The following is a 26,413-nucleotide window of genomic DNA, read 5'->3' as shown; positions in this document are numbered from 1 at the left end:
CTATAAATCTTCATAACAAAACAAAAGATCTTCTCACAAACTTATTTTCTACTGAATTTTTGACAATCTCTTGAACTGTGCGAAATGTCACATCTGTATTTTACAACCTCTCTTATAGTAAGGGTATGTAAGAGAGACGTATTAAAGGAGTGAACAGTATGAAGAAGAAACCTTCAGCACTAATGAGACGTTTAAAATATTTTTCACCAATAGATCGTTATAACGATAATCATACACAAGAAACATATGAAGATCGTGAATGGGAAAATGTGTACAGAAAGCGTTGGCAGCATGATAAAGTAATTCGTTCTACACATGGTGTGAACTGTACTGGTTCATGTAGTTGGAACATTTATGTGAAAGATGGAATTGTAACTTGGGAAGGACAGGAGCTTAACTATCCAACAACAGGTCCAGATATGCCTGACTTTGAACCACGAGGATGTCCACGTGGAGCGAGTTTTTCTTGGTACATTTATAGTCCACTTCGTGTGAAATATCCGTATGTACGTGGTGTTCTTTGGAGTATGTGGCAAGAGGAATTACAAAATAATGAATCACCATTAGATGCTTGGAAAAGTATTGTGGAAAACCCTGAAAAAGCACGCAAGTATAAGCAGGCACGTGGTAAAGGGGGATTCGTTCGTGCGAATTGGGATGAAGTGTTACAACTCGTTTCAGCTTCATTATTATATACAGTAATGAAATACGGTCCAGACCGAAATGTTGGCTTTTCACCAATTCCAGCTATGTCGATGTTAAGTCATGCTGCAGGCAGCCGCTTTATGCAACTTATGGGTGGACCGATGCTTAGTTTCTATGATTGGTACGCAGATTTACCACCAGCTTCTCCGCAAATTTGGGGTGATCAAACAGATGTACCAGAAAGTAGTGACTGGTATAACTCTGGTTACATTATGACATGGGGTTCAAATGTACCGATGACAAGAACACCAGACGCACACTTTTTAGCGGAGGTTCGATATAAAGGAACGAAAGTCGTTTCTGTCAGTCCTGATTTTGCTGAGTCAACAAAGTTTGCGGATGATTGGATTAGTGTGAAACAAGGTACAGACGGTGCACTTGCGATGGCAATGGGGCACGTGATCTTACAAGAATTTTACGTAGATAATCAAGTGGAATACTTCACAAAGTATGCGAAGCAATATACTGATTTTCCTTTCTTCGTTACATTGAAACAAAAAGGAGACCAATTCGTTGCGGATCGATTCTTAAATGCTTCTGATATTGGACGCGAAACAAAGTTAGGAGAATGGAAACCTGTACTTTGGAACGAGAACACGAATGATTTTGCAACACCTCATGGCACAATGGGGTCACGTTGGGATAACGAAAAGAAATGGAATTTACGTTTAGAAGATGAAGAAACAGGCGAAAAGATTGATCCACGTCTTTCTTTACTTGGAATGGAAGATAGTGTTCAAACGGTGCAAATCCCGTACTTCTCTGATAATGGAAACAAAGTATTAGAACGTACAATTCCAGTGAAAAAGGTTATGACAGAAGAGGGCGAAGTGTTCGTTACTACTGTATATGACTTAACGTTAGCAAATTACGGTGTGAACCGAGGGCTTGGTGGACAAGAGCCGAAAGACTTCAATGATGACGTGCCGTTTACACCTGCATGGCAAGAGAAAATGACGGGAGTGAAACGAGATCTAATCATTCAAATCGCTCGTGAGTTCGCACAAAATGCTGTTGATACGAACGGTCGCTCAATGATTATTGTCGGAGCTGGTATTAACCATTGGTTTAACTCTGATACAATTTATCGCGCAGTTTTAAATCTTGTTCTTCTTGTCGGAGCGCAAGGTGTAAACGGCGGTGGCTGGGCGCATTACGTTGGGCAAGAAAAATTACGACCAGCAGAAGGATGGCAAACAATCGCAATGGCAAAAGATTGGCAAGGGCCACCAAAATTACAAAACGGTACATCTTTCTTCTATTTCGTAACAGATCAATGGCGTTATGAAGATACACCAGTTGGACATTTAGCATCACCAGTCGAAGGCAACTCTCGTTATCAACATCACGGTGATTACAACGTATTAGCGGCACGACTTGGCTGGTTACCTTCGTATCCGACATTCGAGAAAAATGGAATTGAACTATATAAAGAAGCTGTTGCTGCTGGTGCAACAACGCAAGAAGAAATCGGAAAATACGTTGCACAAAAACTAAAAGAAAAAGAACTAAAATTTGCGATTGAAGATCCAGATAATAAAAATAACTTCCCGCGCAACTTATTCGTTTGGCGTGCAAACTTAATTTCAAGTTCTGGTAAAGGACACGAATATTTCTTAAAACATTTATTAGGTACAACGAACGGATTAATGAATGATGATAGTGATTCATTACGACCAGAAGAAATGAAATGGCATGAAGAAGCGCCAGAAGGGAAGCTTGATTTGCTCATTAATTTAGATTTCCGTATGGCTGGAACAGCGCTTTATTCTGATATCGTCTTACCGGCTTCAACTTGGTATGAAAAACACGATTTAAGCAGTACAGATATGCATCCATTTGTACATCCATTTAATCCGGCAATCGGTTCACCATGGGAAGCACGTTCTGACTGGGATATTTTCACTTCACTTTCTAAAGCTGTGTCAGATTTAGCAGAGAAAATTGATCTTGAACCAATGAAAGAAGTTGTTGCAACACCACTTCTTCATGATACACCGCAAGAATTAGCACAACCACTTGGTAAGATTAAAGATTGGAGCAAAGGTGAGTGTGAACCAATACCAGGTAAAACGATGCCGCAAATTCATGTTGTCGAAAGGGATTATAAAACGATTTATGACAAAATGACAGCACTTGGACCAAATGCCGGGAAACAACCGATTGGTACGAAAGGAATTTCTTGGTCGGCAGAAAAAGAATATGAGCAATTAAAGAGCCGATTAGGAGTCGTTCGGACGGATTCTATTGCGAAAGGTTGTCCAGACATAAAAGAAGCAATCAATGCTGCTGAAGCGGTATTAACGCTTTCTTCTACAACAAATGGTCATATGGCTGTAAAAGCATGGGAAGCACTTGAAAAACAAACAGATTTAAAATTACGTGATTTAGCAGAAGAACGTGAAGAAGAATGCTTCACATTTGAACAAATTACAGCGCAGCCAAAAACAGTAATTACTTCTCCAGCCTTTACAGGTTCTGAAAAAGGTGGGCGCCGTTACTCACCATTTACAACAAATGTAGAACGTCTCATCCCTTGGAGAACAATCACTGGACGACAATCTTTCTATTTAGATCATGACATGATGAAAGAATTTGGTGAAACGATGGCAACATTTAAACCAATTCTGCAACATAAACCGTTCCGTAAATCACGACCTGAAGTAGAAGGGAAAGAGATTACACTAAACTATTTAACACCGCATAATAAGTGGTCCATTCATAGTATGTACTTTGATTCATTACCGATGTTAACGCTATTTAGAGGTGGTCCAACTGTTTGGATGAATAAAGAAGATGCTGAAGAAGCTGGTGTTGCAGATAATGATTGGATTGAGTGCTTTAACCGTAACGGTGTTGTTGTAGCACGTGCAGTTGTAACGCACCGTATACCGAGAGGAATGGCGTTTATGCACCATGCGCAAGATCGCCACATTAACGTACCTGGAACGAAATTAACAAGTAATCGCGGGGGAACGCATAATAGTCCAACTCGAATTCACGTAAAACCGACACATATGATTGGTGGATACGGTCAATTAAGTTATGGATTTAACTATTATGGTCCAACTGGGAACCAGCGCGATTTAAACGTTGTAATTCGCAAACTGAAGGAGGTAGATTGGCTTGAAGATTAAAGCACAAGTCGGAATGGTAATGAACCTAGATAAATGCATCGGCTGCCATACTTGTAGCGTAACGTGCAAAAACACCTGGACAAATCGTCCAGGTGCTGAATATATGTATTTCAATAACGTAGAAACGAAACCTGGCATTGGTTATCCGAAGCAATGGGAAGATCAGGAGAAATATAAAGGTGGCTGGGAATTGAAAAATGGTGAAATTCAGCTGAAATCCGGTTCGAAAATGAAGCGCCTTATGAATATTTTTCACAATCCAGATCAACCAACAATTGATGATTACTTTGAACCTTGGAACTATGATTATGAAACGTTAACAAATAGTCCGCAGCGTAAGCATCAGCCAGTTGCTCGTCCGAAATCAGCAATTACAGGCGAATTTATCGATAAAATTGAATGGGGCCCAAACTGGGAAGATGATTTAGCGGGCGGACATATAACAGGATTGCAAGACCCGAACGTAAAGAAAATGGAAGAAGAAATTAAAACAGATTTTGAAAATGTTTTTATGATGTATTTACCACGCATATGTGAACATTGTATGAATCCATCTTGCGTATCGTCTTGTCCATCTGGTGCGATGTATAAACGTGAAGAAGATGGGATTGTTCTTGTAGATCAAAATGCATGTCGTGCATGGAGATTCTGCGTATCATCTTGCCCATATAAAAAAGTGTATTTTAACTGGCAAACGAATAAAGCGGAAAAATGTACAATGTGTTTCCCGCGTATTGAAGCTGGTATGCCAACAATTTGTTCGGAAACATGTGTCGGACGTATCAGATATATTGGGGTAATGCTATATGACGCTGACAAAGTAAAAGAAGCAGCTTCAGTTGAAAATGAAAAAGATTTATACGAATCTCAGCTTACTGTTTTCTTAGATCCAAATGATCCAGAAGTAGCAGCTGAAGCGAAAAAACAAGGCATTCCTGAAGAGTGGATTAAAGCGGCACAACAGTCACCAATCTATAAAATGATTACCGATTGGAAAATTGCTCTACCTCTTCATCCAGAGTATCGTACAATGCCAATGGTTTGGTATATTCCGCCGCTTAGCCCAATTATGAATATGGTGGAAGGGAAAGGTAGTAACTGGCAAGCAGAAGAGATTTTCCCTGCTATCGATAATATGCGTATTCCAATTCAATATTTAGCGAATCTACTCACTGCAGGAGATGAATCACACATTCGACTTACATTGAAAAAAATGGCTGTTATGCGAACGCATATGAGAGCACTGCAAATTAATAAAGAACCAAATGAAGCTGTATTAAAAGAACTTGGTTTAACGAAACAGGATGTAGAAGATATGTATCGTCTTCTTGCCATTGCAAAATATAAAGATCGCTTCGTCATCCCGACATCTCATCGTGAACAAGTGGCAGATTTATACAGCGAGCAAGGAAGCTGTGGTTTATCATTTGCAGGTGGTCCAGGTTCTTGTATGACAATTTCTTAAATAATGGGGGCGGAAAAATATGAAACAAAGTCTACAAACTGCTTTTTCTTGTTCTTCATTCCTTCTCTCTTACCCGGAACTTGGGTGGAGAGAAGCTTTAGCTGAATTGCAAGAAGAGATTGAAGCGATTGAACAGGAAGAAGTTAAAACTTCACTTACAGCATTTATAAAACAAGCACTGGATAAAACGAACGATCAACTTATTGATAGTTACGTATATACATTTGATTTTGGTAAGAAGACAAATATGTATTTAACGTATATGAACACCGGTGAACAAAGGGAAAGAGGTATTGAATTACTAGAGTTAAAACAGCATTATAAAAAATCTGGTTTTGAAGTAACAGATAAAGAACTACCTGATTATTTACCGCTATTACTAGAGTTTTTTGCAAATGCAAATGAGCAAGACAGTGAACCAATTATGAGTAAATACAAAGAGAACATCCAAGCATTACACGTTCAGTTAAAAGAAGCTGATAGTATGTATGAACCAATTCTTGCGGCTGTTCTACTCGCTATCGATACATGGGGTGTACAGACAAATTAGAAAGGAGAGTTGTCAAAATGATGGATCAATTTCTATGGGTGTTGTTTCCCTATATCATTTTTGCAATCTTTATCGGTGGACATATTTTTAGATACAACTATGATCAATTTGGATGGACATCAAAATCTAGTGAACTATTAGAAAAGAAAATGCTCCGAATCGGAAGTCTATTATTCCACTTTGGGATTATGTTCGTAATTGGCGGTCATGTTATGGGGATATTAATTCCAGAAGCTGTATACCGTTCGATAGGTATTTCTGAGCATACGTATCACATAATGGCAATTAGTTTCGGGCTTCCGGCAGGTGTTGCTTCTATCATCGGTTTAATTATATTAACGTACCGCCGCGTAACAGTAAAACGTATCATTGCAACGAGTACGAAGGGGGATTATATTGCGCTTATTTTATTACTTATCGTAATGCTAGCAGGACTTTCTTCAACATTTTTAAACATCGATTCAAAAGGATTTGATTATCGTACAACGATCGGTCCATGGTTCCGAAGCCTCTTTATTTTCCAACCGAAAGTTGAGTATATGACGGAAGTACCAGTATGGTTTAAAATTCATATAATTGCAGGTATGGGTCTATTCGCAGTATGGCCATTTACTAGACTAGTACATGTATTTAGCGCTCCGATTAAATACGTAAGCCGTAGTTATGTAATTTACAGAAGACGTATTCCAAATGAATTGAAAAAATAATGTTGTTTTATATATTTAGTAACTTATAAGGAAAGCCGAGATCTAATTGGAGACCTCGGCTTTCTTTATAAGTATAAGTAATTAAATAAGATGTTAATCAATGCTACAAACAGAAGCAGAGCAATCTTCACAAGCAATTTCACATTTTAAAAATTGTAAATCGTGAATGGTAATCTTTCCTTTATGAATAGAAATAGTACCTTGCTTTTTTAATTCATTTAACATCCGATTTACGCTTTCACGTGAAGTTGCACAGAAATTAGCAAGTTCTTGATTCGTTAAAGGTAAATCGATAAGAATCCCGTTTTCTTTTAACACACCATAACTATTTGTCATTCGAATGAGAGTAGAATACAGAGCGCCTTTTTTGCCGTGCAATACTAAATCTCGGAACTTCGTTTGCATTCTTCTTAAATGTTCACTAATCCATTTCATAAATTCAAATACAAGTGCGGGCTTTTGGAGTAATTCTCTTTCTAGGGCTTCGCGCTTTATAACGCCTACTTCAACATCTTCAAGGCATTTTGAATTTAATAAATACTTCGCATTATCCGTGAACAATGTTAATTCTCCAATAATGTCATATGCCGAACAAATACGGAGTGTCAATTCTTGCCCATCAGCACTAAGTTTACTAATTTGTACTTTTCCTGAGTGGATGATATAGAGTTCTGTCGCTTCCATACCTTCTTGAAAAATAAAACTACCTTTTTTTATCTGCATTTTATATTCAACAGATGCAAGTAATTCCTTTAAATCTTGAGATAATGTCATACTGTTTGCCACAGCGATCACCTTTCTTCTCGAAAACAATATATTTCTTATTTTGAATGTAATTATGATGAAAATGCAAGAGATATTTTTGAAAAAAAAGTGAAATTTCAATGACCGTAAGGAATAGGGGCTGGAGATGTGAACAAAATGCGAACAGATTTGTGAAGAATTTTTGAATGGGGAAAGTGATGTGAGAAAAGTCACATTGAATTTGTAACTTATTTTTTATAATAAAGGAAAATAAAAAACTGAAAGCTTACTAAGGATTGCAGCAGAAAAGAAGGGATATAGATGCACGAGAAAATGAAAGATTCATTAGAACGACCACTTCAAGATTTACGTATTTCAGTTATTGATCGTTGTAATTTCAGGTGCACGTATTGTATGCCTGCTGAAGTATTCGGACCTGATTACGCTTTTTTGCAGGAAGAGTTTTTATTAACGTTCGATGAAATAGAAAGATTAGCAAGATTGTTTATAAGTATGGGAGTCAATAAAATTAGGCTTACTGGCGGTGAACCGTTATTGCGTAAAGACTTACCGCAGTTAATTGCAAGGCTTACAAAGCTAGAAGGTTTAAAAGATATTGGGCTCACAACAAACGGAATTCATTTAGCAAAACAAGCTAAGGCGTTAAAAGAAGCGGGTTTAAAACGTGTAAATATTAGTTTAGATGCAATAGAAGATCAAGTTTTCCAAAAAATTAACGGAAGAAACGTAAGTACAAAACCTGTCCTAAAAGGAATTGAAGCAGCAAAGGCTGCTGGTTTAGAAGTAAAGGTAAATATGGTCGTAAAAAAAGGAATGAATGATAGCCAAATCCTACATATGGCTCGTTATTTTAAAGAACAAGAAATTCAGCTCCGTTTCATTGAGTTTATGGATGTAGGCAGTACGAACGGATGGAATTTTGAACAAGTTATTACGAAGGAACAATTAATAGAGAAGATTAATCGCGTATATCCGATTGAACCTGTTCCACCTCGTTACTTTGGAGAAGTTGCGAAATTGTATCGATATGTAGAAAGCGATGCAGAAGTTGGGTTTATTACTTCAGTATCTGAGTCATTTTGTTCTTCTTGTACGAGAGCTCGTATCTCGGCAGACGGCAAGTTTTTCACGTGTCTATTTGGAACGAAAGGAAAGGATTTGCGAACGCTTCTTCGAGAAAATATTTCCGATGCATCACTATTAAAAATTTTAAACGATACATGGCGATATAGAACAGATCGATATTCAGATGAAAGAACGGCGGAAAGTACAAATAAACGTCCAAAAGTTGAAATGTCTTACATTGGTGGATAGCGAAAGGGGGATTCCCTATGCAAGAGCGATATTCAAGGCAAGTATTGTTTTCTGGAATTGGTGAAATGGGACAAAGAAAAATAAGAGAAAAGCATGTGCTCTTAATTGGTGCGGGTGCACTAGGAGCTGCAAATGCGGAAGCGCTCATTAGGATGGGAATTGGGAAATTGACAATTGCCGATCGTGACTACGTTGAATGGAGTAATTTACAGCGACAACAGTTATATACAGAAGAAGATGCGAAGCAGGGCAAACCGAAAGCCATTGCAGCTGCAGAACATTTAAGAAAGATTAATTCTGAAGTGGAAATTGAACCAGTTGTAACGGATATCACAATGCAAGAAATAGAAGAGTTAACAAAAGAAGTGGATCTCATCATAGATGCGACTGACAATTTCGATACGCGCCTACTTATAAATGACATTTCTCAAAAAGAAAATATACCTTGGATATACGGTGGATGCATTGGAAGTTACGGTGTAACGTATACAATTCTTCCTGGGAAAACACCATGTTTTCGCTGTCTCATGGATCATCCTATGGGCGGTGCAACATGCGATACAGCCGGAATCATTCAGCCAGCTGTACAGATGGTTGTTGCTCACCAAGTTACAGAGGCGATGAAAATATTAGTGGGTGATTATGAGTCGCTAAGAGGGACGATGTTTTCATTTGACATATGGAACAATCAATATCTCTCATTAAAAGTAAACAGACAAAAGAAAAGTACATGTCCATCTTGTGGGAAATCACGAACGTATCCAAGTTTAACATTTGAAACGCAGATGAAAACAGAAGTGTTATGCGGACGGAATACAGTTCAAATCCGTTCAGGAATAAAGAGAGATCTTAATTTAACCGAAATTCAAAAACGATTACAAAAAAGTGTACGTGTCAAAAAAACGCCGTACTTACTATCATTTCTAATTGATGAATATCGTTTCGTTTTATTTACAGACGGTAGGGCATTTATTCATGGGACAAATGATGTGAAAATAGCAAAACGATTATACGCAAAATATATGGGATGAATATAGAGAAAGAGTCCCCTTATTAAAACGAGGTGAAAAAAGAATGTTAGAAAAACGTATACCAATTTCAGTAGCAGAAGCAGTTGCGCGTGTAATGGAATATGCCTACCAAGGTGAAATAGAAAAGGTTTCTCTTATAGAAAGCTACGGTAGAACGCTTGGAGAAGATGTTATTGCAGATCATGATGTCCCGCATTTTGATCGCTCTCCGTACGACGGGTTTGCAATTCGAGCGGAAGATACAAAAGAAGCGAGTAGTAGTAACCTCATTCAGTTTGAAGTAATTGGCGAAATTGGAGCAGGCTTTGTTTTTACAGAAGAAGTGAAACCATTTCAAGCTGTCCGTATTATGACAGGAGCCGCAATTCCGAAAGGGTGTAATGCGGTTGTGATGTTAGAGCTAACGGAAGGGTTTGAAGAAAACGAAAAGACGTATATGAAATTAAAACGCTCTTTTGCACCTGGCGATAACATTTCTTTTAAAGGAGAAGATGTAAAACAAAATAGCATTCTTGTGAAAAAAGGTAATGTTATTAACCCTGGAGTAGCGGCACTGCTTGCTACGTTTGGTTATAGTTCCGTGCATGTTGTAAGACAGCCGGTTATTGGAATTGTAACGACAGGGAGTGAACTGCTTGAAGTACATGAACAATTAAAGCCAGGGAAGATTCGAAATAGTAACTCCTATATGATAGCTGCGCAAATTGAACGAGCGGGCGGAGTTGTACGGTATTATGGACAATTCGCTGACGATTTTGAGACGTGTTATAACACTGTGAAAAAAGCGATAAAAGAAGTCGATATTTTAATTACAACTGGTGGCGTTTCGGTAGGAGACTATGACTATTTACCTGCTATTTATGAGAGATTACAAGCTAATGTACTTTTCAATAAAATAGCAATGCGACCAGGAAGTGTGACAACTGTAGCTGAGGTAGAAGGAAAACTACTATTTGGTTTATCTGGTAATCCTTCAGCTTGTTATGTCGGTTGTGAATTATATGTTAGACCAGTCATTGGAACATACTTACATAGAAAAGATTCGCACGTATTTCGTGCAGAGGCAATTTTACAAAAAGACTTTCCGAAAGCAAATCCGTTTACTCGTTTTGTAAGAGGGAGAGTAGAGATTGTAGATGGTCAATTACAAGTTACACCAGTTGGTTTAGATAAATCTAGTGCAATTTCTTCACTTGCAGAAGCGAATGCATTTATCGTTTTGCCAGGTGGAACGAGAGGATTTAAAGCTGGAATTACTGTTTCGATACTGTTATTAGAATCAACCAGCGGAAGTGAATGGCCATGGAAAGAATCGCTTCGATCATACAAATAATAGAAAAATAGGTTGCTAACTTATATAAAGATAAGAGGTGCAAAATGACAAATACGTATTATGAAGTAATTGATACACCTATTTCAATTGAAGAAGTTACAAACAAAGTAATTCGGCGTGAGTGCGGTGCGGTTACTACTTTTATTGGCACTGTTAGAGAATTTACGAAAGGCCGCCGTACGCTTTATTTAGAGTATGTAGCTTATAAAACAATGGCGGAGAAACAGCTTGAGAGAATTGGTACTGAAGTAGGAGATAAATGGCCTGGGACATATGTGGCAATTACACATCGCATTGGTACATTACAAATTTCTGATTTGGCTGTTGTCGTTGCTGTTGCTACACCACATCGGAAAGCGGCTTATGAAGCAAATGAATATATTATGGGGCGTATAAAACAAATTGTTCCGATTTGGAAAAAAGAGTTTTGGGAAGATGGTGAGTCGTGGATAGGCGATCAGTTAGAGAAAACAGCATATGGTAATGGCGAGCCTGGAAAGGAGATGAGAATATGATTGAAGTACTATTATTTGCACATTTGCAAGAAGAAGTTAGTAAGCCAACATTACACATAGATTATGAAAATATTACGGTTGCTGAACTAAAGGAAGTGCTTATTAAGAAATACAACGTAGCGATTTCAAGTGAGATTATGGTCGCTATAAATGAAGAGTATGCAAATGAGGATGACATCATTCAAACTGGCGATGTCGTAGCAATGATTCCGCCAGTAAGTGGTGGTTGATTCTTTTCAGCCTAATCATGTAAGAACGTGATTAGGCTGGAGGGAATGAATATAACTACGTATACATAGGAGGGAACAGGATGAAAAGTCCTAATTTTCAATTAAGTTTACAAACTTCTAATCTAATTATCGGTTTTATGGTGTGGGTTATTTTATCATCATTAATGCCCTATATTAAAGTGGATATCCCATTAACTGCGGGACAAATTTCTATGGTAACAGCAGTACCCGTTATTTTAGGTTCTGTTCTTCGCATTCCAATTGGTTATTGGACCAATCGTTTCGGAGCAAGAAAATTATTCTTTATTAGTTTTATTCTATTATTATTTCCTGTTTTTTATATTAGTGTTGCCAATTCTATGATGGATTTAATTATTGGTGGATTATTTGTAGGAATCGGTGGTGCTGTATTCTCTGTAGGAGTAACTTCTTTACCAAAATACTTTCCAAAAGAGAGTCACGGTTTTGTAAATGGTATTTACGGTGTCGGTAACGCTGGAACAGCAATTACTTCATTTTTAGCGCCTGTTATCGCAACTTCAGTTGGCTGGAGAACGACAGTACAATGTTATTTAATTTTACTTGCAGCGTTTGCACTTATGAACTTTTTATTAGGTGATCGTAAAGAGAAAAAAGTGAATACACCACTAATGGAACAAATAAAAGGTGTATATAAAAATGAGAAACTTTGGTTTTTATGTATCTTTTACTTTTTAACTTTCGGATCATTTGTTGCATTTACAGTATATTTACCAAACTTTTTAGTATCTCATTTCGGATTAGAGAAAGTAGATGCAGGTATACGTACAGCCGGATTCATCGTACTCGCAACAATTATGCGTCCGATTGGTGGTTGGCTCGGTGATAAGTTTAATCCATTTAAAATATTAATCTTCGTATTTATCGGTTTAACACTTTCAGGTATTATTTTATCATTTATGCCTAGCATGAACGTATATACATTTGGTTGCCTACTTGTCGCATTTTGCGCAGGTATCGGTAATGGTACAATCTTCAAACTCGTTCCAATGTACTTCTCTGAACAAGCTGGTATTGTAAACGGACTCGTTTCAGCTTTAGGCGGACTAGGAGGATTCTTCCCGCCTCTAATTTTAACATTACTATTCCAACTAACAGGTCATTATGCAATAGGATTTATGGCGTTATCAGAAGTCGCACTTGCTTGTTTAATTATTACAGTCTGGATGTATAGTCAGGAGAAACTCTTAGTGATGTTAAAGAATCATTAATAAGGAAAAAGAACCGTCCCAAAGTATTTTGGGATGGTTCTTTTAGTAATAGGCTTCAACATGTTTTCTATTGATATCTTAACGAACGTTTGTTTTCTAAAATAATGTGGTTTTAAAATGAAAAACAGAAGAGTAATGGGATTTTATGTTAAAATATAAATATCAGATGTTATTCAATTAAAGGGCAGGTTAGTTCAAGCACAAAGATTAAACTAATTTTTAGAAAGCAAATATTTAATTGGATTGGGGTGTTTAGATGAAAAGGTTATATAAGTCCACTCAAGATAAACAAGTATCAGGTGTGTTAGGTGGCTTAAGTGACAAGTATGGAATTGATGTTAGTATCCTTCGCATAGTAACTGCATTATCAGCCTTTTTTACTAGCGGATTTACAGTGTTAATTTATATAATAGCTGCAATTGTTTTGCCTACAGATAAAGAAATTAAGGGATAAATGTATGACCTTAAATCTAATTCTACAATCGAGAACTCAGTTTTTTGTCTATTGAAGTTTACAAAGTAAAAGAAACAGTACGATTGTTATAAGACTGAAATGAATAAACGAAACATCCTCATAAAACATTCGGAATATATCGAGAATGAAAACAATAACTTTTGAATTAAACGATATGACTATTGATCGCTAATGAATCGATTAATAGTCACTCCTTTCTAAAAAATATCTATCAATCTATATCAAGAAATATAAAAAATTGAAATTCCTCGGAATTTTAAAAAACATATGACGGTATCTATAACAAGAAAAACTTCATATTTTATTAGAACCAGCTTTTTGATAAGGCTAATGGGTATTGTGAAAAAGTATACTTAAACTAAAGAATACAGTTCAGTTCGATAAGATAAAATTATAAATTTCTATAAATAATCCATAATTTTCTTTATGGCTCATATTTGTTATGTTAAAGAAAAGAGAGGGGAGGGAAATGAAATGAGTGTTTTTTTCTGATTATTGGGAACTAATGGTGTTTTCCGATGAATTAAATGTGGTCCATATGTAGTAAAGTGTTTAATCCAACTAAAATATATGTAGAATGAGGTTGTAAATGTTTGTTTTTATTATATTAGACGTAATATTACCGATATTAATATTGATGCTAATTGGTGCAATCTTACAAAGAAAGTTTCAATTTGACTTAAAGCAACTATCTACACTTATTACGTATTGCTTGATGCCTGCGGCTGTATTTGTGAATATATATGATATTCGTATAGAAATAGATTTGTTGCTCCAGATAATATACTATTTAATGCTTTACAGTCTAAGTCTGATCATAGTAAGTCATTTTATTTCAAAAATATTAAAGTTAGAAAAAGGAGAAAGTGCAGCTCTAAAAAATAGCATTTCGTTAATGAATTCCGGTAATTATGGATTACCAGTAAGTCAATTGATTTTTAGTCACAATCCAGTGGGGGTTTCCATTCAGATTTTCATTGTTATTTTCCAGAATCTTTTAACCTATTCATATGGAATATATAACTTACTATCAGCAACAAAAACAATCGGAGGTATTATTCAATCATTTCTAAGACTGCCTGTATTTCATGCGCTCGTATTAGGGATTCTCTTTCAATCTTTTACAATTCAATTACCTAATTCTATCTTGCTACCTCTTAATCAGCTTGCGAATGGTTTTGTTGCAATAGCACTCATATTGCTAGGGGCGCAATTATCCAACATTAAGCTTAAATTTTTCCATCGAGTCATAACATGGGCTTTAATTGGAAGGTTACTGATGGGACCATTAGTAGCACTTACCATGATCTACCTACTAAAGATTGATGGTATTGTTGCACAATCATTATTTATTGCAAGTTCTTTTCCTACTTCAAGAAATACAGCAACCATTGCTATGGAGTATCAAATAGAGCCTGAACTACATGCGCAAATCGTTTTATTTTCAACACTTTTTAGTATTGTTACAGTAACTGTCGTTATTTATTTGTCATATATTTTGTTTTGAATTTACATGCAAAAACGAATAGATTTGAGGTGGCGAGTGATGGAAGGGGATCGAGATGAGAAAAAGCAGTCTTTCATATATTAGGTGTCGTTTACAATTGTATCGTGTCTGATAATTAAGCGGCTTAATTCAAAAAAGGAAACTCATTAAGGTTTATTTCGTATACAAATCTTTAAAGTATTTACATATAGACTTGCGAAAAAAGACGTAATCTCGCTTATAATTAAGATTACATGAGCTTAGGATGATAGCGATGGGGCGGGAGTGTCAAGTAAGAATTTTATGCATAATTGCCACTAAGGGAGATGATTAAAAGTTGAGTAAACAGAATATCAGCACAATAGTTTCAGGAGATTTGATTGTTACCCATCTAATTGGCCAGATTAAAACAGAGGATGTGTATGAATGGTTTAATGGCTTTGAGCAGGTTTGTCAGCAATTTATTTCTGAGGGGCGGAAATACAAATTGTTGGTGGATAGAAAAGGATACACGCCAAATCATTTTTCTGTTCAAAAAGTATGGAAAGAGAAGTTCTTCAATGAAACTATTTTGAATCATAGCAAGGCAATTGCATTTCTTCTTGAAGAAGGAGAGATACTGAAGTATTTGCAACAATCCAATACAAAAGAATCCGTAGAGTTTTTTGACGATTATGAACAAGCGCTAAATTGGTTGAATGAATATCCAATATAAAAACTGAATAGAAAGAGTTGCTCGTAATGTTGCACTTATCATGAAATTTACTTGCTTACAAGTTGCAAACACCATTCATTTTCTTCGTAGATTGCTTATGGAATAAAAGAACGGAACTACAACAAAAAGAACAAACGGCCCCTAACAAACGTTTGTCCAAAGGTAATTACGATTTTAACTAAGAAATAGACTACAATTTATGTGTACGAGAAATCTTTTTTATAAGTTTAGGCAATATAGATGTTAGTTCTTGCTTCAAACGCTTCGTAAACGATGGATCTTTACCTGAAGTTGAAATAGTGACAACATATTCATCATGTCGAATGACGCCAGGTGTGTGAAAAGATGATTCTGTACCATCACTTACAACGTTAACCCACTGAAAATCGTGGGCGGCCTGCTTGACCATCATATTTACAGCATGTTGATTTGTAGCTGCATAAATAAGGTGAGCATCTTTAATATCATCATTACTAAAAGTTTTTTGCTTCCAAGTAATAAAAGGAAGTTCCTTCATCTCCTCGCAAATTTCTGGGCTGATAACGGTGACGAAAGCGCCTGTATTTTTTAATCCAGACGCTTTTCGATATGCAATTTTACCTCCACCAATGATAACGACCACTTTATTTTGCAGATTAAACATAAGGGGGTACATGTTATACATATATGCATTCCTCCATTCGTTCTAACAATGTTAATTTCATATATGTATCAAACTGTAGGCAATTACAAGTCGTCACGTGATCGTATTTTTTTGTATACAACTTAATTTTTTGAAGCAATAATCCGGTAAAGAGAAGGTAGGGCATGACATATACATGGGATGCAGTTGATGTTATTGTCTTTAGCTCAGCAGTAAAAGAGGGCGTTCCTTTCGTTAAAAAGGAGCACGATACTGGTATACTGAGTTTTTGTTCGACAGCTACTCCAATTTGCTGTAACTCATGTATGGGCTGGGGGTCACTACTACCTCTTCCTACGAGTAAAATACTACTATTTTGCATTGGCATAGCTTCACGTATTCTTTTCACTACAAGTTCAACCATATGCGGATGCGTACTAAAAGGTGGTACAACTGAAAATGTTATATGTGGATATTGCTTTTGCATTTGTTCTATCTCAAAAGGAATATCACATTTATAGTGAGCTGCTGCAAATAATAAAACAGGTACAATCATTATTTCAGTTGCCCCCTCTAGTATCGTTTCTGTAACTGCATCCGAAATGGTAGGTGTCGTTAGTTCTAGAAAAGCTATTTTTTGAATTCTTTCGTTACGTTCTTTCATAACAGATTGAATAAAGTGAATGAATTGTTCGTTCCCTTCTTGTAACCGGCTCCCGTGTCCAACATATACAATTCCTTTCATTGTCTTACCATATCTTTCTTCATAAGAGTTTCTTGTAATTGATGATCTACGTTATGAAACCCGACTTTATTTGCATAGTGTAAAGTTGGAACGTCGGTATACGAGAATGGGAGAGTAACAATATCGATAAAGCCAAGACGTTTTACTTCTGCTAGAAACGTATCAATAGAAGCGCGTCCTTCAAATACAATGCTATCCCATAAGAATTCTGAAAGCATACGAGAATGGACTTCATCGAAACGATGATCAATTGTATACTTATGAGTCATCATATAGGAGCCGGCACCAATTTTCTCTTGAATAAATGCAATCCGGTTAATATTTCTGCCTAAATAAACAGTTGTATCGGAAGAGAACTTTGCTTCTTTACTTAGTAGGCCATATTGCATAAGTTTTTCTTGAGTGGCAACGTTCATGTGTTGCAGCTCTGCCTGTAAGGAACGAATATCTTTCTGGTATTTACTACATGATTGCATCAAAATTTCTACACTTTCAGCTGAACAAAAAACAAGGCGATCAACGTTAAAAATTTCATTGATTTGTTCAAGTGTTAATGTATATTCTTCCTTTTTGAAAGTTGGAATTTGATATATTTCTGCACCAGCTTCTTGTAACCTTTGCTTCATTACACTTGTTTTATTTGTTGCGGATGTAAATAAAACTTTTTTACCATGTAATGGTTTACGTTCTTTCCAAGCGATTTGATTACGTAAGGAAACGACATCACCAACAATTGTCATAGAAGGGTTAGAAATATTTTCATTTTTGACGATAGAAACAATGGTAGATAGTGTCCCTGTGACAACGCGCTGTTTACCAGTTGTACCCCATTCAATGACTGCTACTGGCGTATCTTCTTTCTTTCCTGCTTGTCGTAAGTTTTCGCAAATTGTAGGTAAGTTTTTTATACCCATGTAGTAGGCAATCGTATCGCTATTGTGAGATGAATTATATTTTCCATGATCGGTTAAAGGACCTTTTGCATGTCCGGTTAGTAAAGTAACGCTATTACTGTAGTTACGGTGGGTAAGGGGGATACCTGCATAGCTACTAGCGGCGATGCTAGATGTAATGCCTGGTACAATTTCATATGGAATATTTGCTGCTGCTAAAGTTTCTGCTTCTTCACCAACACGGCCAAAAATAGATGGATCTCCGCCTTTTAATCGGACAACAATTTTTCCCTCTTTTGCAAATTGAAGAAGGTGTGCGTTAATCATTTCTTGTCGCATAATATGATTCTTTGGCATTTTTCCGCAATACATAAGTTCACATGTTTGTTTTGTATAGCTAAGAAAGAAAGGGTTTAGTAAGCGGTCATATAAAACAATATCTGCACGTTTTAAACACTCTATCGCTTTCTTTGTAATAAGCCCTTCATCACCAGGTCCTGCACCAACTAAATATACATATCCGTTCATATAATTGCACCTCATCTAGTTTTATTTAAAAGGAAGCCAGGGGGAGGCTTCCTTTTGTAATTTACATATATATATAAATGTCACCATCAATGACTTCTACTTCGTACGTTTGAATACAACCGTCATCAGGTTTTTGAACTTCACCTGTTAGTAATGAAATCTTCCAATCATGCAGTGGACAAAAGACGAATTCACCAGATACAATTCCTTCTGCTAACGGTCCGTTTTTATGAGGACAACGATTTTCTACAGCTCGAATATCACCATTTGAAAGGCGGAATAGGGCGATAGACATACCTTTCATTTGTACCTCTTTACCGATTTGAATAGGAAGATCTTCTGCACGCATAACTTTTATTTTTTCTTTCGTTTGTATCATATAGATCACAGCTCCTTATTTCACAGTTTCTACTTCATACATCGCTTTTAATGATTTTGTTTCTAGTGCTTGTCCCCAAGCTTCTTTATATGTGCCACGAGCTGTTTGGAAACGTTCATTTAACTTAGTGACGATATTTACATCTTGCAGTATTTCTTTTATGTGATCGAAGCCTAATCGTTCTGTCCAGTAGGCAGTACGCTCTCCGTAAATACCAGTTTCACGATAATATTGCATGTAAGCTGTAGCGATGCGAAGAACATCATCTTCAGTAGGGACAATCATTACAAAATCAGCTTCACGTACTTCTGTACCACCATTTCCACCAATATAAAGTTGGTATCCATTTTCGACACAAACAACGCCAAAATCTTTCGTAAGTACTTCCGCACAGTTACGCGGACAGCCCGTTACACCCATCTTCATTTTATGAGGTGTATCTACCATTTCTAATGATTGTTCAAGGAGCATACCAAGTCCTAATGAATCTTTCGTACCGAAACGGCAGAAACGAGAGCCAACACATGATTTTACATTACGAAGAGATTTTGAATACGCATATCCAGAAGTCATATTTAAGTCAGCCCATACGTTAGGCAAATCTTGTTTCTTAACACCGTATAAGCCAATTCGACTTGCACCGGTAATTTTCACAAGTGGAACATTATACTTTTTCGCAACTTCAGCAATTTTCATTAAATCATCTGCTGTTGTAACGCCTCCGTACATACGTGGAATAACAGAGAATGTACCATCGTGTTGGATGTTACCATTCATTCTTTCATTAACGAAACGGGAGGCTTTATCATCTTCATATTCTTCTGGAATCGCCATACGTAAATAGTAGTTCAAAGCAGGACGACATTTCGAACAGCCATCTTCATGTACAAAACCAAGAACATTTCGTACTTCTTTTGGTGATTTTAAGCCTTTTTCATGAATTGCCGCTACGACTTCATCACGTGATAAAGGTGTACATCCGCACATACCAGCAGACTGGGCTGAGGCATCAAAAGCATCTCCGAGTGTATGAGATAAAACTTGTTCTACAAGTGGACGACATTTACCACATGACCCTGCGGCTTTCGTACAGCCTTTAACTTCTTCAAAAGTCGTTAACTCTTGTTCTAAAATGGCATGTACGATTGTTCCTTTCGTAACACCATTACATCCACAAATCGTGTCATCCGCACTTATTGTAGCAACATCAAATTCACATTCTTCACCAGCTTTGTGAAGAATGGACGCTGGTGTATATTCTTGTATATCTTCTTCTTTCTTTAACATGCTAAAGAGGCGTGTACCATCAGCTGTGTCACCATATAAAACGATACCGACGACTTTATTGTCACGAATTAATACTTTTTTATAGGAACGTTTGCATTCATTAAAGATGGATATTGCTTTCGTTTGATCATCTTCATAAATTTGGCCTGCAGAGAATAAATCACAACCAGCAACTTTTAATTGCGTACCGACGATACTGCCCGAATATCCATCAGTTTGTAAATTTGTTATATGTTTTGCTAATATTGTACCTTGTTCATAAAGAGGGGCAACAAGTCCATATGCGATACCGTCATGTTCTGCACATTCGCCAACTGCATAAATGGACTCATCATTTGTTAGCATATAGTCATTGACTACAATGCCGCGATTGACAATTAAACCAGCATCTCTTGCTATTTGCGTATTTGGTCGGATTCCGACAGCCATTACGATTAAATCACAATCTACAACTTCACCATCTTCAAATTGAATGCCCTCAACATGGTTTGTACCAAGAATTTTTACAGTTTTCTTTTCCATTAGAAACTTCATGCCTTGTGCTTCTAAATCTTCACGCAGTAGAGAAGCTGCTTTCGTATCTAGTTGTTGCTCCATTAAGCTAGGCATTAAATGAACAACATGTACGTCCATTCCTAAGTCAATAAGACCTCTTGCTGCTTCTAAACCAAGTAATCCACCACCAATGACAACGGCCTTTTTCTTTTCTTTAGCAGTATCCATCATAAACTGTGTATCTTCAATAGTTCGAAAACCTGTTACACCAGGAAGAGTGGAACCTTCAACCGGTAAAATAAAAGCACTAGAACCTGTTGCAATAATAAGCTTGTCATATGTAAGAGTACGATTCTTTTCTGTAATAATAACTTTTTCTTCTCGGTCAATACTTTGAACTCTTTCATTTGTATACAAAGTTATTTCGTTTTCTTCATACCAACTGTATTCATTCATAATGATATCTTGTATATTTGTTTTACCTTGTAAAACATGAGAGAGCATAATGCGATTATAGTTTGGGTGTGGTTCATCTCCAAAAATAGTAATCTCATATGAATCACAATCATGTTTTAATATTTCTTCCATACAACGTATGCCAGCCATACCATTTCCGATCATAACTAAACGTTTTTTCATTTTCGTTTCCCCTTTTTATGTGAAATGTTGAACAAAGGATTATATTTTTATTATAGAAAATCAAGAAAGGGGGAGATGTGATATTTATCACATTTTTATAATGATTCACAAATTGTTAAAATTCGGATTTATGTGAGGGTGATGTGGATAGGTTTCGCAAAATGAAAAAGCAGGACATCAGTATGTATACTCATGTCCTGCACTTTATTTACGCTCTCGTAATGGCACGTGGAAATAAAATATTATTTTCTAAATGAATGTGCTCAAATAAATCAGACTCTAACGCTTCAAGGCGATTGTAAACAAGTCGATAAGTGCCGCAAGCTCCTTCTGGAGGAGTAAAGTCATGTGTAACTTTACGAAGCTCTTTAATAATGTTGCCAGCGTGGTTATGTTCATTTTCTAGTTCATCTACTACTTTACGTAACTTTGCATAGTTTTCATCAGTTGGATTTTTTTCAAATTCTAAAATTAATGGGAAATCTTCTGTTTCTTCTTTAATTAAATGCTGTTCTAATTCCATTTTAAGTTCATGAAATAGCTTATGAATTTTAGCTAAATGCGGCTGATTTGCTCCATGAACACGTAATACTTTCGTCACATAAGGACTTAACTGTGGTAACTCTTCATTTAAATAACGATGATGCTTATGAATTACATAATCAATCAATTCACGATAAGAAGCATTTTTCCAATCAATTTCAGATTCATTTAATCGTTTCGTATTATGATAAAGCGTATTTAACTCTGTAAGTACTTCAGTAGCTGATAAATTTCTTTCATGAATTGCATCAATAAGTGGCTTATTACCGCCACAACAAAAATCTATTCTATAGGATTTAAAAAGATCACTAGCTTTCGGAAACTGTGTAACAATCTCACCGACAATAGAAGTTTCAGTAAATGTATGTTCCATATGAATGCCTCCATAAAGTTTAAATGTAATATCTAAATTAAGAATAGCGATAAATGAAAAACAACGTGGTGATTGAAATCACTTATTATGTGTCAGTTTTGAGAATAATAGGAGTGGTATTTAACAGCGGACATTAATATTTTTAATAGACTGATGAACATTTATTTGTATATAGAAGAAAATGGATATATTTCCTATTACATTTTTAAATAAAATCCATAAAGTATAATATATAGATTGAAAGGAGGGGATTTGAATGGAATTCCAATTGTTGGTGACTTGTATATTACAAGAAGGTAATGCTTTCTTTTTAGTAACGAAAGTAGACGATGTTATTACGTTAAAAGTACCGATTACTGCGGGAGTAGCAGGTTTATTCTTAGCTTTAGGTGTACCAAGATGTTCTTAATTTAAATCTCTAGAGTAGAAAGAGGAGGACAAGCCTCTTTCTACTAATACATAATTATTTTATGTAAACTGAAGTATTCTTTTTTTAATAGCACGTTTAAAATGGACATGCATATACTATAATGTTTCATTGGCTGTTAGTGATGAAAAGTAGTTTTCATACGTGCATGCAGTGATATTTTTAAGTTATGAAAATTAAAGAGGTGCTATTATATATGAAAAGAAGGACATTTGATATTCCAGTTACATTGCGAAGAGAGTGGTTTTTAATAGAATTAGCCCATTTAACGAAGAAATATGGAATTGAAATTGCAACTAGCAAGATGGAAGCTGCACCGTTTTTAAGAGATCAAGTTACGGAATCAAAAATAGGGTCAGGGCTCCAATACGATAAATATGATGATGAGTATATCATTGAAAATTAAAGGATAAGAGCAAAACAAATTTCTTTATAACAAAATATAAAATAAAGCAGATTCTAAATATGGAATCTGCTTTATTATGAAATACTTCTAATCAACTATCCTCTTTCTAGTGTTTTTCCTACATATTTCACTTGCGTTATGCCAAAAGATTCACGAAGAATGCGAGCATAATCTTTTAATTCTATTGGACGTTTATTTTTGGTGCCTTTAAAGGTTTCTGTATAATTTTTATTTGTTAATGATACGTGACCATAATCAGTTAATTTACAAGTGATAGCCCCTTTATTAAAAGGAGATTCTTTATGTTCTACAATGACTTTCTGAATGTTATTCACCTTTTTCTCATCTATTGGATCTAAAGTGAAGGCATAGCCTATTTTCCATTCATCTGAAGGTTCAGATTGCAAGAAATTTGTAGATTCCCCGTTAGCTCCTTTTCTCATTTCTAAAATGTGTGTACCTTTTCGGGTAATTCGTTTGCGAATTCGATATTCACCCGTTTGAGAAGAGATGACTTCTCCGTTAAAAGGGACTGGATGTAAAGGTAGATGAGAGGCAAAACCGGCGTCTATAACATAATCTTTATTATTATGATGTAATATGATAATGACATGACCATCATCGGGTTTCCATTTATTATCATAAAGGTCATAAACAGTACCAGCTACTTTATATACTTGAAATCCACAATCCATTAAAAAGTAATACAATAAGGAGTTTAATTCATAACAAAGACCGCCTCGTTTTTGAATAAGTAACTTTTCTATTAAGTTATTTTTTGAGATGTTTTTAATAGTACCAGCCATAATATCGAGATTTTCATAGGGGAGAATCAATCCCATTTTTAAGAGAATTGCATCTAAATCATCAAATGTTATTTCTTTTGCAGGAATTTTTAATCGCTTAAAAAACTCCTTTTGTAAATCGGTCATCATAAAGCATTCTCCTTTCTTTTTACAGAATTTTCTTCTGCTCACCAATAGGTTAGTACTTCTAAAAGTTTAATTCAAGTCTGCGAAAATTATCATAATATATGTTTCTGGAAATATTAGTATCTATTCATAAAATTCAGTTTAATATTTAATGATAGGAAAGTCTTACAATATTAGCTTCTATTTTGTTTAGTTTGTATTTAATTAAATAAAAGCACATATATTCATTAACTTTTTTTATAACTAGCTGGTAATAAAGTGTTTTTTTACTAAAGTTTTTTCAAGATTTGTATGCTTTATATAAACAATAATAATTGGGGGATATTAGATTCAGTAAAGTTAACAATTGTTGAGAAACTTTTTTGTAGCATTCACTCAAAAGGAAGAGATAGAAACAAAGAGAATAACGTGTGTTAAGGAAGAAGGGGGACTAGTAATCTCTTAAGAATAGGGACAGGGTCTTGTTTAAGTACAAAGATTATCTAGTATTAAGAGAGAAGATAAAAAATATTACAACGAGCACCTTCTTTCAAAAAATGTGGGGGGAGTAACATGCGATTGATGAGAAGATGTGTTGCCTTACTAATTGTATTTTTTATCATGGTTCCAATGATTAGCACAAATGTGCGAGCAGAAGTTGTAAAAGAGCTTAAAACAGGCTTTCCAGATCAAGAAGTCTTTACACCCGGAGAATGGTTTTTAGGTCAAAAACCTGCTAATTATGATGAAAGTAAGCCTCCAATTCTCTTTGTGCAAGGAAGGAATGGGAATGCTGATAGTTGGTATGGAAAGACAGTATATCACGATATGAATGATATGTATGACTATGCTTTGAAAGCAGGCTATCAAACAGTATTTATACAATTATATGATGCTGCTGGGAAAGGGTCAGCTAGTCAGTGGGATAACGGAAAATTGTTAGCACAAAAATTAGAAGAAATATATAATCATTTCGGTAAAAAAGTTAATATTGTAGCACATAGTAAAGGTGGTATCGATACACAAGCTGCATTAGTAGAATATGGGGCAAATCGATTTGTCGGAAATGTTATTACACTTGCGACGCCACATCATGGATCAAACTTAGCGGATTTATCATATAGTTGGTGGGCAGGATGGCTTGCTTCTATATTAGGTCAAAAAGATGATGGTACGTATTCATTACAAATGGGCGAAATGGCAAAATTTCGTTCAACGATTGATAATAATCCAGCAGCTAAATTAAACCGTTATTATACAGTTACTGGGACTAGCTGGGGCCCTGTATTTTCGGCGTTATCAATGGGTGGATTATATTTGTCATCATACGGTTCAAATGATGGACTAGTAAATGAGTGGAGTGCTAAGCTGCCGTATGGAACGCATTTATTTACAGATTCTAGATTTGATCATGATAATATACGAAAAGGATCTGCTGTTTTCTCACGAATTGAACCATATTTACGTACAGCAAATGTACCGGTTCCAGCTTTAGTAGCATCCAGCACTAGTTCAAATGAAAACATAGAACCATTAAATACAACTTCAAACCAAAACATTTTAGGCGGAGAATTGCCACAAAATCAGTGGATAGAGCAAACTGTTGCGGTTGATAAAAAGGCAGAAGGAATTGTTTCAATATTAACTGCTTCGTCGGATGTAGAAGTAAAAATGATATCACCAAAAGGAAAAGTGTATACAAATAAAGATAGTGTTATAACTACTGGTGAAGATGAATCTTTCTTTGGTGGCGCGACAATTAAAACATTTAAATTTGATAAAATGGATGTAGGAGAATGGAAAGTTAAAATGATGGCGAAGCAGTCGAAAGATGCATATTTAGTTGTAAGCGATTACAAGAGCGGCGCGCCATTTGTACTTCAAATGCCTACAAAAGTAAAAGCAAATAAATCTGAGTATAAACTGAAAAAATCACCTGTGGCACCTGAAATGAAAGGAAATCTTTCCATAACAGTAAGAGTCGTGAATAAAGAAGGGAAACTAGTCTCTGAATATAATGAATTACAAAATGTGAATAACAATACATTTACTGGTGCTTTGAAGGACATAAAGCAACCAGGAGTATATAACGTTACGATGGATATAAAAGGGATGAATAAAGAAGGACAACCATATAATCGTACAATCGTTAAGTCGGTTTATGTGGAGAAATAAGAAAGAATGAGAAAAAAGTACCGAATTTTTGTAGTAGAAGAGCTCGGTACTTTTTTCATGTTTATTAGATTAACAGAAAGGTATAATGGGAATTTTTGAAGGCACAAAGGTTAAGTATTTGGTAGAGAATTCTTGAAATGTAGCAGGAATGCTTTTTATATTGTAATTGCACCTGCAAAAGTAAAACGAGTATCTTCAGTTACAATGATGTGATTGTTTAAGTGAATTTATGTCTTTTAAATATTTGTATATATAAGGTTTGGAGTCGTTGACCTTTATTTACGTAGCACGGCAGGAAGAAGAGAAAAAGTA

24 protein-coding genes are annotated in these 26,413 nt (G+C 35.8%); 16 read left to right on the top strand and 8 right to left on the bottom strand.

The window, feature by feature from the left end:
• Positions 1-158: 158 nt before the first annotated feature.
• Genes ACTFNE_RS12580 through narI form a run of 4 tightly spaced genes read left to right on the top strand, consistent with a single transcriptional unit; the run spans position 159 to position 6,564 of the window.
• Positions 159-3,842, top strand: coding sequence for a nitrate reductase subunit alpha (locus ACTFNE_RS12580; protein WP_270705234.1), 3,684 nt, complete (start codon positions 159-161; stop codon positions 3,840-3,842).
• Entirely contained in the window at positions 3,832-5,307 is a 1,476-nt protein-coding gene (gene narH, locus ACTFNE_RS12575; RefSeq protein ID WP_270705233.1) for a nitrate reductase subunit beta, read from the top strand. The genes ACTFNE_RS12580 and narH overlap by 11 nt, the downstream gene beginning before the upstream one ends.
• Before the next feature lie 19 nt (positions 5,308-5,326).
• Positions 5,327-5,857 (top strand): nitrate reductase molybdenum cofactor assembly chaperone, encoded by a 531-nt coding sequence (narJ, locus tag ACTFNE_RS12570; RefSeq protein WP_000814213.1) that lies wholly within the window; start codon positions 5,327-5,329, stop codon positions 5,855-5,857.
• A 17-nt stretch (positions 5,858-5,874) separates the two neighbouring features.
• Positions 5,875-6,564, top strand: a complete 690-nt coding sequence (narI, locus tag ACTFNE_RS12565; protein WP_046197563.1) for a respiratory nitrate reductase subunit gamma — start codon at positions 5,875-5,877, stop codon at positions 6,562-6,564.
• Between the two features lie 93 nt (positions 6,565-6,657).
• Here the strand turns inward: narI and ACTFNE_RS12560 are convergent, their stop codons facing one another.
• Positions 6,658-7,350: a Crp/Fnr family transcriptional regulator gene (locus tag ACTFNE_RS12560; protein WP_046197562.1), complete on the bottom strand. Its 693-nt coding sequence runs from the start codon at positions 7,348-7,350 to the stop codon at positions 6,658-6,660.
• Positions 7,351-7,629: 279 nt separating this feature from the next.
• Between ACTFNE_RS12560 and moaA the strand changes: the two genes are divergently transcribed.
• The 9 genes from moaA to ACTFNE_RS12515 all read left to right on the top strand — a co-directional run bounded on the left by moaA (position 7,630) and on the right by ACTFNE_RS12515 (position 15,678).
• Entirely contained in the window at positions 7,630-8,643 is a 1,014-nt protein-coding gene (gene moaA, locus ACTFNE_RS12555; RefSeq protein WP_046197561.1) for a GTP 3',8-cyclase MoaA, read from the top strand.
• 17 nt (positions 8,644-8,660) lie between these two features.
• Positions 8,661-9,674 carry a molybdopterin-synthase adenylyltransferase MoeB gene (locus tag ACTFNE_RS12550; RefSeq protein ID WP_046197560.1) on the top strand — a complete coding sequence of 338 codons (1,014 nt, stop codon included), beginning with the start codon at positions 8,661-8,663 and terminating at the stop codon, positions 9,672-9,674.
• Between the two features lie 43 nt (positions 9,675-9,717).
• On the top strand, positions 9,718-11,007 hold the full coding sequence (locus tag ACTFNE_RS12545) for a molybdopterin molybdotransferase MoeA (RefSeq protein ID WP_046197559.1): 1,290 nt from the start codon (positions 9,718-9,720) through the stop codon (positions 11,005-11,007).
• Positions 11,008-11,051: 44 nt separating this feature from the next.
• Entirely contained in the window at positions 11,052-11,522 is a 471-nt protein-coding gene (locus ACTFNE_RS12540) for a molybdenum cofactor biosynthesis protein MoaE (protein ID WP_046197558.1), read from the top strand.
• Entirely contained in the window at positions 11,519-11,752 is a 234-nt protein-coding gene (gene moaD / locus ACTFNE_RS12535) for a molybdopterin converting factor subunit 1 (RefSeq protein ID WP_046197557.1), read from the top strand. Before ACTFNE_RS12540 ends, moaD begins: the two co-directional genes overlap by 4 nt.
• An 80-nt stretch (positions 11,753-11,832) precedes the next feature.
• Positions 11,833-13,002, top strand: coding sequence for a nitrate transporter NarK (gene narK / locus ACTFNE_RS12530; protein WP_000841846.1), 1,170 nt, complete (start codon positions 11,833-11,835; stop codon positions 13,000-13,002).
• A 256-nt stretch (positions 13,003-13,258) separates the two neighbouring features.
• On the top strand, positions 13,259-13,456 hold the full coding sequence (locus ACTFNE_RS12525; protein ID WP_046197556.1) for a PspC domain-containing protein: 198 nt from the start codon (positions 13,259-13,261) through the stop codon (positions 13,454-13,456).
• Positions 13,457-14,066: 610 nt separating this feature from the next.
• Positions 14,067-14,984, top strand: a complete 918-nt coding sequence (locus ACTFNE_RS12520; RefSeq protein ID WP_000497478.1) for an AEC family transporter — start codon at positions 14,067-14,069, stop codon at positions 14,982-14,984.
• Between the two features lie 316 nt (positions 14,985-15,300).
• Positions 15,301-15,678, top strand: coding sequence for an STAS/SEC14 domain-containing protein (locus tag ACTFNE_RS12515; RefSeq protein ID WP_014893794.1), 378 nt, complete (start codon positions 15,301-15,303; stop codon positions 15,676-15,678).
• 190 nt (positions 15,679-15,868) lie between these two features.
• On the opposite strand, the gene ACTFNE_RS12510 is transcribed toward ACTFNE_RS12515, so the two are convergent.
• The 6 genes from ACTFNE_RS12510 to ric all read right to left on the bottom strand — a co-directional run bounded on the left by ACTFNE_RS12510 (position 15,869) and on the right by ric (position 22,182).
• Complete coding sequence (locus ACTFNE_RS12510) at positions 15,869-16,342, bottom strand: precorrin-2 dehydrogenase (RefSeq protein ID WP_000282597.1); 474 nt, start codon at positions 16,340-16,342, stop codon at positions 15,869-15,871.
• Positions 16,335-17,045, bottom strand: coding sequence for a sirohydrochlorin chelatase (locus tag ACTFNE_RS12505; protein WP_046197555.1), 711 nt, complete (start codon positions 17,043-17,045; stop codon positions 16,335-16,337). The genes ACTFNE_RS12510 and ACTFNE_RS12505 overlap by 8 nt, the downstream gene beginning before the upstream one ends.
• On the bottom strand, positions 17,042-18,466 hold the full coding sequence (locus ACTFNE_RS12500) for a uroporphyrin-III C-methyltransferase (protein WP_001014951.1): 1,425 nt from the start codon (positions 18,464-18,466) through the stop codon (positions 17,042-17,044). The genes ACTFNE_RS12505 and ACTFNE_RS12500 overlap by 4 nt, the downstream gene beginning before the upstream one ends.
• 61 nt (positions 18,467-18,527) lie before the next feature.
• Positions 18,528-18,845, bottom strand: coding sequence for a nitrite reductase small subunit NirD (nirD, locus tag ACTFNE_RS12495; protein ID WP_000616692.1), 318 nt, complete (start codon positions 18,843-18,845; stop codon positions 18,528-18,530).
• A 15-nt stretch (positions 18,846-18,860) separates the two neighbouring features.
• Positions 18,861-21,266, bottom strand: coding sequence for an NADPH-nitrite reductase large subunit (nirB, locus tag ACTFNE_RS12490; protein WP_270705231.1), 2,406 nt, complete (start codon positions 21,264-21,266; stop codon positions 18,861-18,863).
• Between the two features lie 208 nt (positions 21,267-21,474).
• Positions 21,475-22,182 carry an iron-sulfur cluster repair di-iron protein gene (gene ric, locus ACTFNE_RS12485; RefSeq protein ID WP_270705230.1) on the bottom strand — a complete coding sequence of 236 codons (708 nt, stop codon included), beginning with the start codon at positions 22,180-22,182 and terminating at the stop codon, positions 21,475-21,477.
• Positions 22,183-22,438: 256 nt separating this feature from the next.
• On the opposite strand from ric, the gene exsG reads away from it, so the two are divergent.
• Together exsG and ACTFNE_RS12475 are read left to right on the top strand one after the other, a co-directional pair.
• Positions 22,439-22,591, top strand: a complete 153-nt coding sequence (gene exsG, locus ACTFNE_RS12480) for an exosporium protein ExsG (protein WP_000395678.1) — start codon at positions 22,439-22,441, stop codon at positions 22,589-22,591.
• A 214-nt stretch (positions 22,592-22,805) separates the two neighbouring features.
• On the top strand, positions 22,806-23,015 hold the full coding sequence (locus ACTFNE_RS12475) for a hypothetical protein (protein WP_000830253.1): 210 nt from the start codon (positions 22,806-22,808) through the stop codon (positions 23,013-23,015).
• Between the two features lie 95 nt (positions 23,016-23,110).
• Here the strand turns inward: ACTFNE_RS12475 and ACTFNE_RS12470 are convergent, their stop codons facing one another.
• Positions 23,111-23,950, bottom strand: a complete 840-nt coding sequence (locus ACTFNE_RS12470) for an arylamine N-acetyltransferase family protein (protein ID WP_270705229.1) — start codon at positions 23,948-23,950, stop codon at positions 23,111-23,113.
• Between the two features lie 549 nt (positions 23,951-24,499).
• On the opposite strand from ACTFNE_RS12470, the gene ACTFNE_RS12465 reads away from it, so the two are divergent.
• Complete coding sequence (locus ACTFNE_RS12465; protein ID WP_046197550.1) at positions 24,500-26,101, top strand: lipase family alpha/beta hydrolase; 1,602 nt, start codon at positions 24,500-24,502, stop codon at positions 26,099-26,101.
• Positions 26,102-26,413 lie beyond the last annotated feature (312 nt).

The organism is Bacillus cereus group sp. MYBKT111-2, from assembly GCF_051915205.1.
Classification (GTDB): domain Bacteria; phylum Bacillota; class Bacilli; order Bacillales; family Bacillaceae_G; genus Bacillus_A; species Bacillus_A paranthracis.
The sequence above is the reverse complement of the archived record's forward strand: the minus strand, read 5'-3'. Positions and strand labels throughout refer to the sequence as shown.

What these genes read in the sequence shown, in the direction of transcription:
- ACTFNE_RS12505 (WP_046197555.1), bottom strand. Translation starts at nt 17,045, where the DNA reads ATGAAAGGAATTGTATATGTTGGACACGGGAGCCGGTTACAAGAAGGG.
- ACTFNE_RS12580 (WP_270705234.1), top strand. Translation starts at nt 159, where the DNA reads ATGAAGAAGAAACCTTCAGCACTAATGAGACGTTTAAAATATTTTTCA.
- ACTFNE_RS12545 (WP_046197559.1), top strand. Translation starts at nt 9,718, where the DNA reads ATGTTAGAAAAACGTATACCAATTTCAGTAGCAGAAGCAGTTGCGCGT.
- nirD (WP_000616692.1), bottom strand. Translation starts at nt 18,845, where the DNA reads ATGATACAAACGAAAGAAAAAATAAAAGTTATGCGTGCAGAAGATCTT.
- nirB (WP_270705231.1), bottom strand. Translation starts at nt 21,266, where the DNA reads ATGAAAAAACGTTTAGTTATGATCGGAAATGGTATGGCTGGCATACGT.
- ACTFNE_RS12475 (WP_000830253.1), top strand. Translation starts at nt 22,806, where the DNA reads ATGAAAAGAAGGACATTTGATATTCCAGTTACATTGCGAAGAGAGTGG.
- moaD (WP_046197557.1), top strand. Translation starts at nt 11,519, where the DNA reads ATGATTGAAGTACTATTATTTGCACATTTGCAAGAAGAAGTTAGTAAG.
- ACTFNE_RS12470 (WP_270705229.1), bottom strand. Translation starts at nt 23,950, where the DNA reads ATGATGACCGATTTACAAAAGGAGTTTTTTAAGCGATTAAAAATTCCT.
- narK (WP_000841846.1), top strand. Translation starts at nt 11,833, where the DNA reads ATGAAAAGTCCTAATTTTCAATTAAGTTTACAAACTTCTAATCTAATT.
- ric (WP_270705230.1), bottom strand. Translation starts at nt 22,182, where the DNA reads ATGGAACATACATTTACTGAAACTTCTATTGTCGGTGAGATTGTTACA.
- ACTFNE_RS12540 (WP_046197558.1), top strand. Translation starts at nt 11,052, where the DNA reads ATGACAAATACGTATTATGAAGTAATTGATACACCTATTTCAATTGAA.
- ACTFNE_RS12510 (WP_000282597.1), bottom strand. Translation starts at nt 16,342, where the DNA reads ATGTATAACATGTACCCCCTTATGTTTAATCTGCAAAATAAAGTGGTC.
- ACTFNE_RS12520 (WP_000497478.1), top strand. Translation starts at nt 14,067, where the DNA reads ATGTTTGTTTTTATTATATTAGACGTAATATTACCGATATTAATATTG.
- ACTFNE_RS12500 (WP_001014951.1), bottom strand. Translation starts at nt 18,466, where the DNA reads ATGAACGGATATGTATATTTAGTTGGTGCAGGACCTGGTGATGAAGGG.
- narJ (WP_000814213.1), top strand. Translation starts at nt 5,327, where the DNA reads ATGAAACAAAGTCTACAAACTGCTTTTTCTTGTTCTTCATTCCTTCTC.
- ACTFNE_RS12550 (WP_046197560.1), top strand. Translation starts at nt 8,661, where the DNA reads ATGCAAGAGCGATATTCAAGGCAAGTATTGTTTTCTGGAATTGGTGAA.
- moaA (WP_046197561.1), top strand. Translation starts at nt 7,630, where the DNA reads ATGCACGAGAAAATGAAAGATTCATTAGAACGACCACTTCAAGATTTA.
- ACTFNE_RS12465 (WP_046197550.1), top strand. Translation starts at nt 24,500, where the DNA reads ATGCGATTGATGAGAAGATGTGTTGCCTTACTAATTGTATTTTTTATC.
- exsG (WP_000395678.1), top strand. Translation starts at nt 22,439, where the DNA reads ATGGAATTCCAATTGTTGGTGACTTGTATATTACAAGAAGGTAATGCT.
- narI (WP_046197563.1), top strand. Translation starts at nt 5,875, where the DNA reads ATGATGGATCAATTTCTATGGGTGTTGTTTCCCTATATCATTTTTGCA.
- ACTFNE_RS12525 (WP_046197556.1), top strand. Translation starts at nt 13,259, where the DNA reads ATGAAAAGGTTATATAAGTCCACTCAAGATAAACAAGTATCAGGTGTG.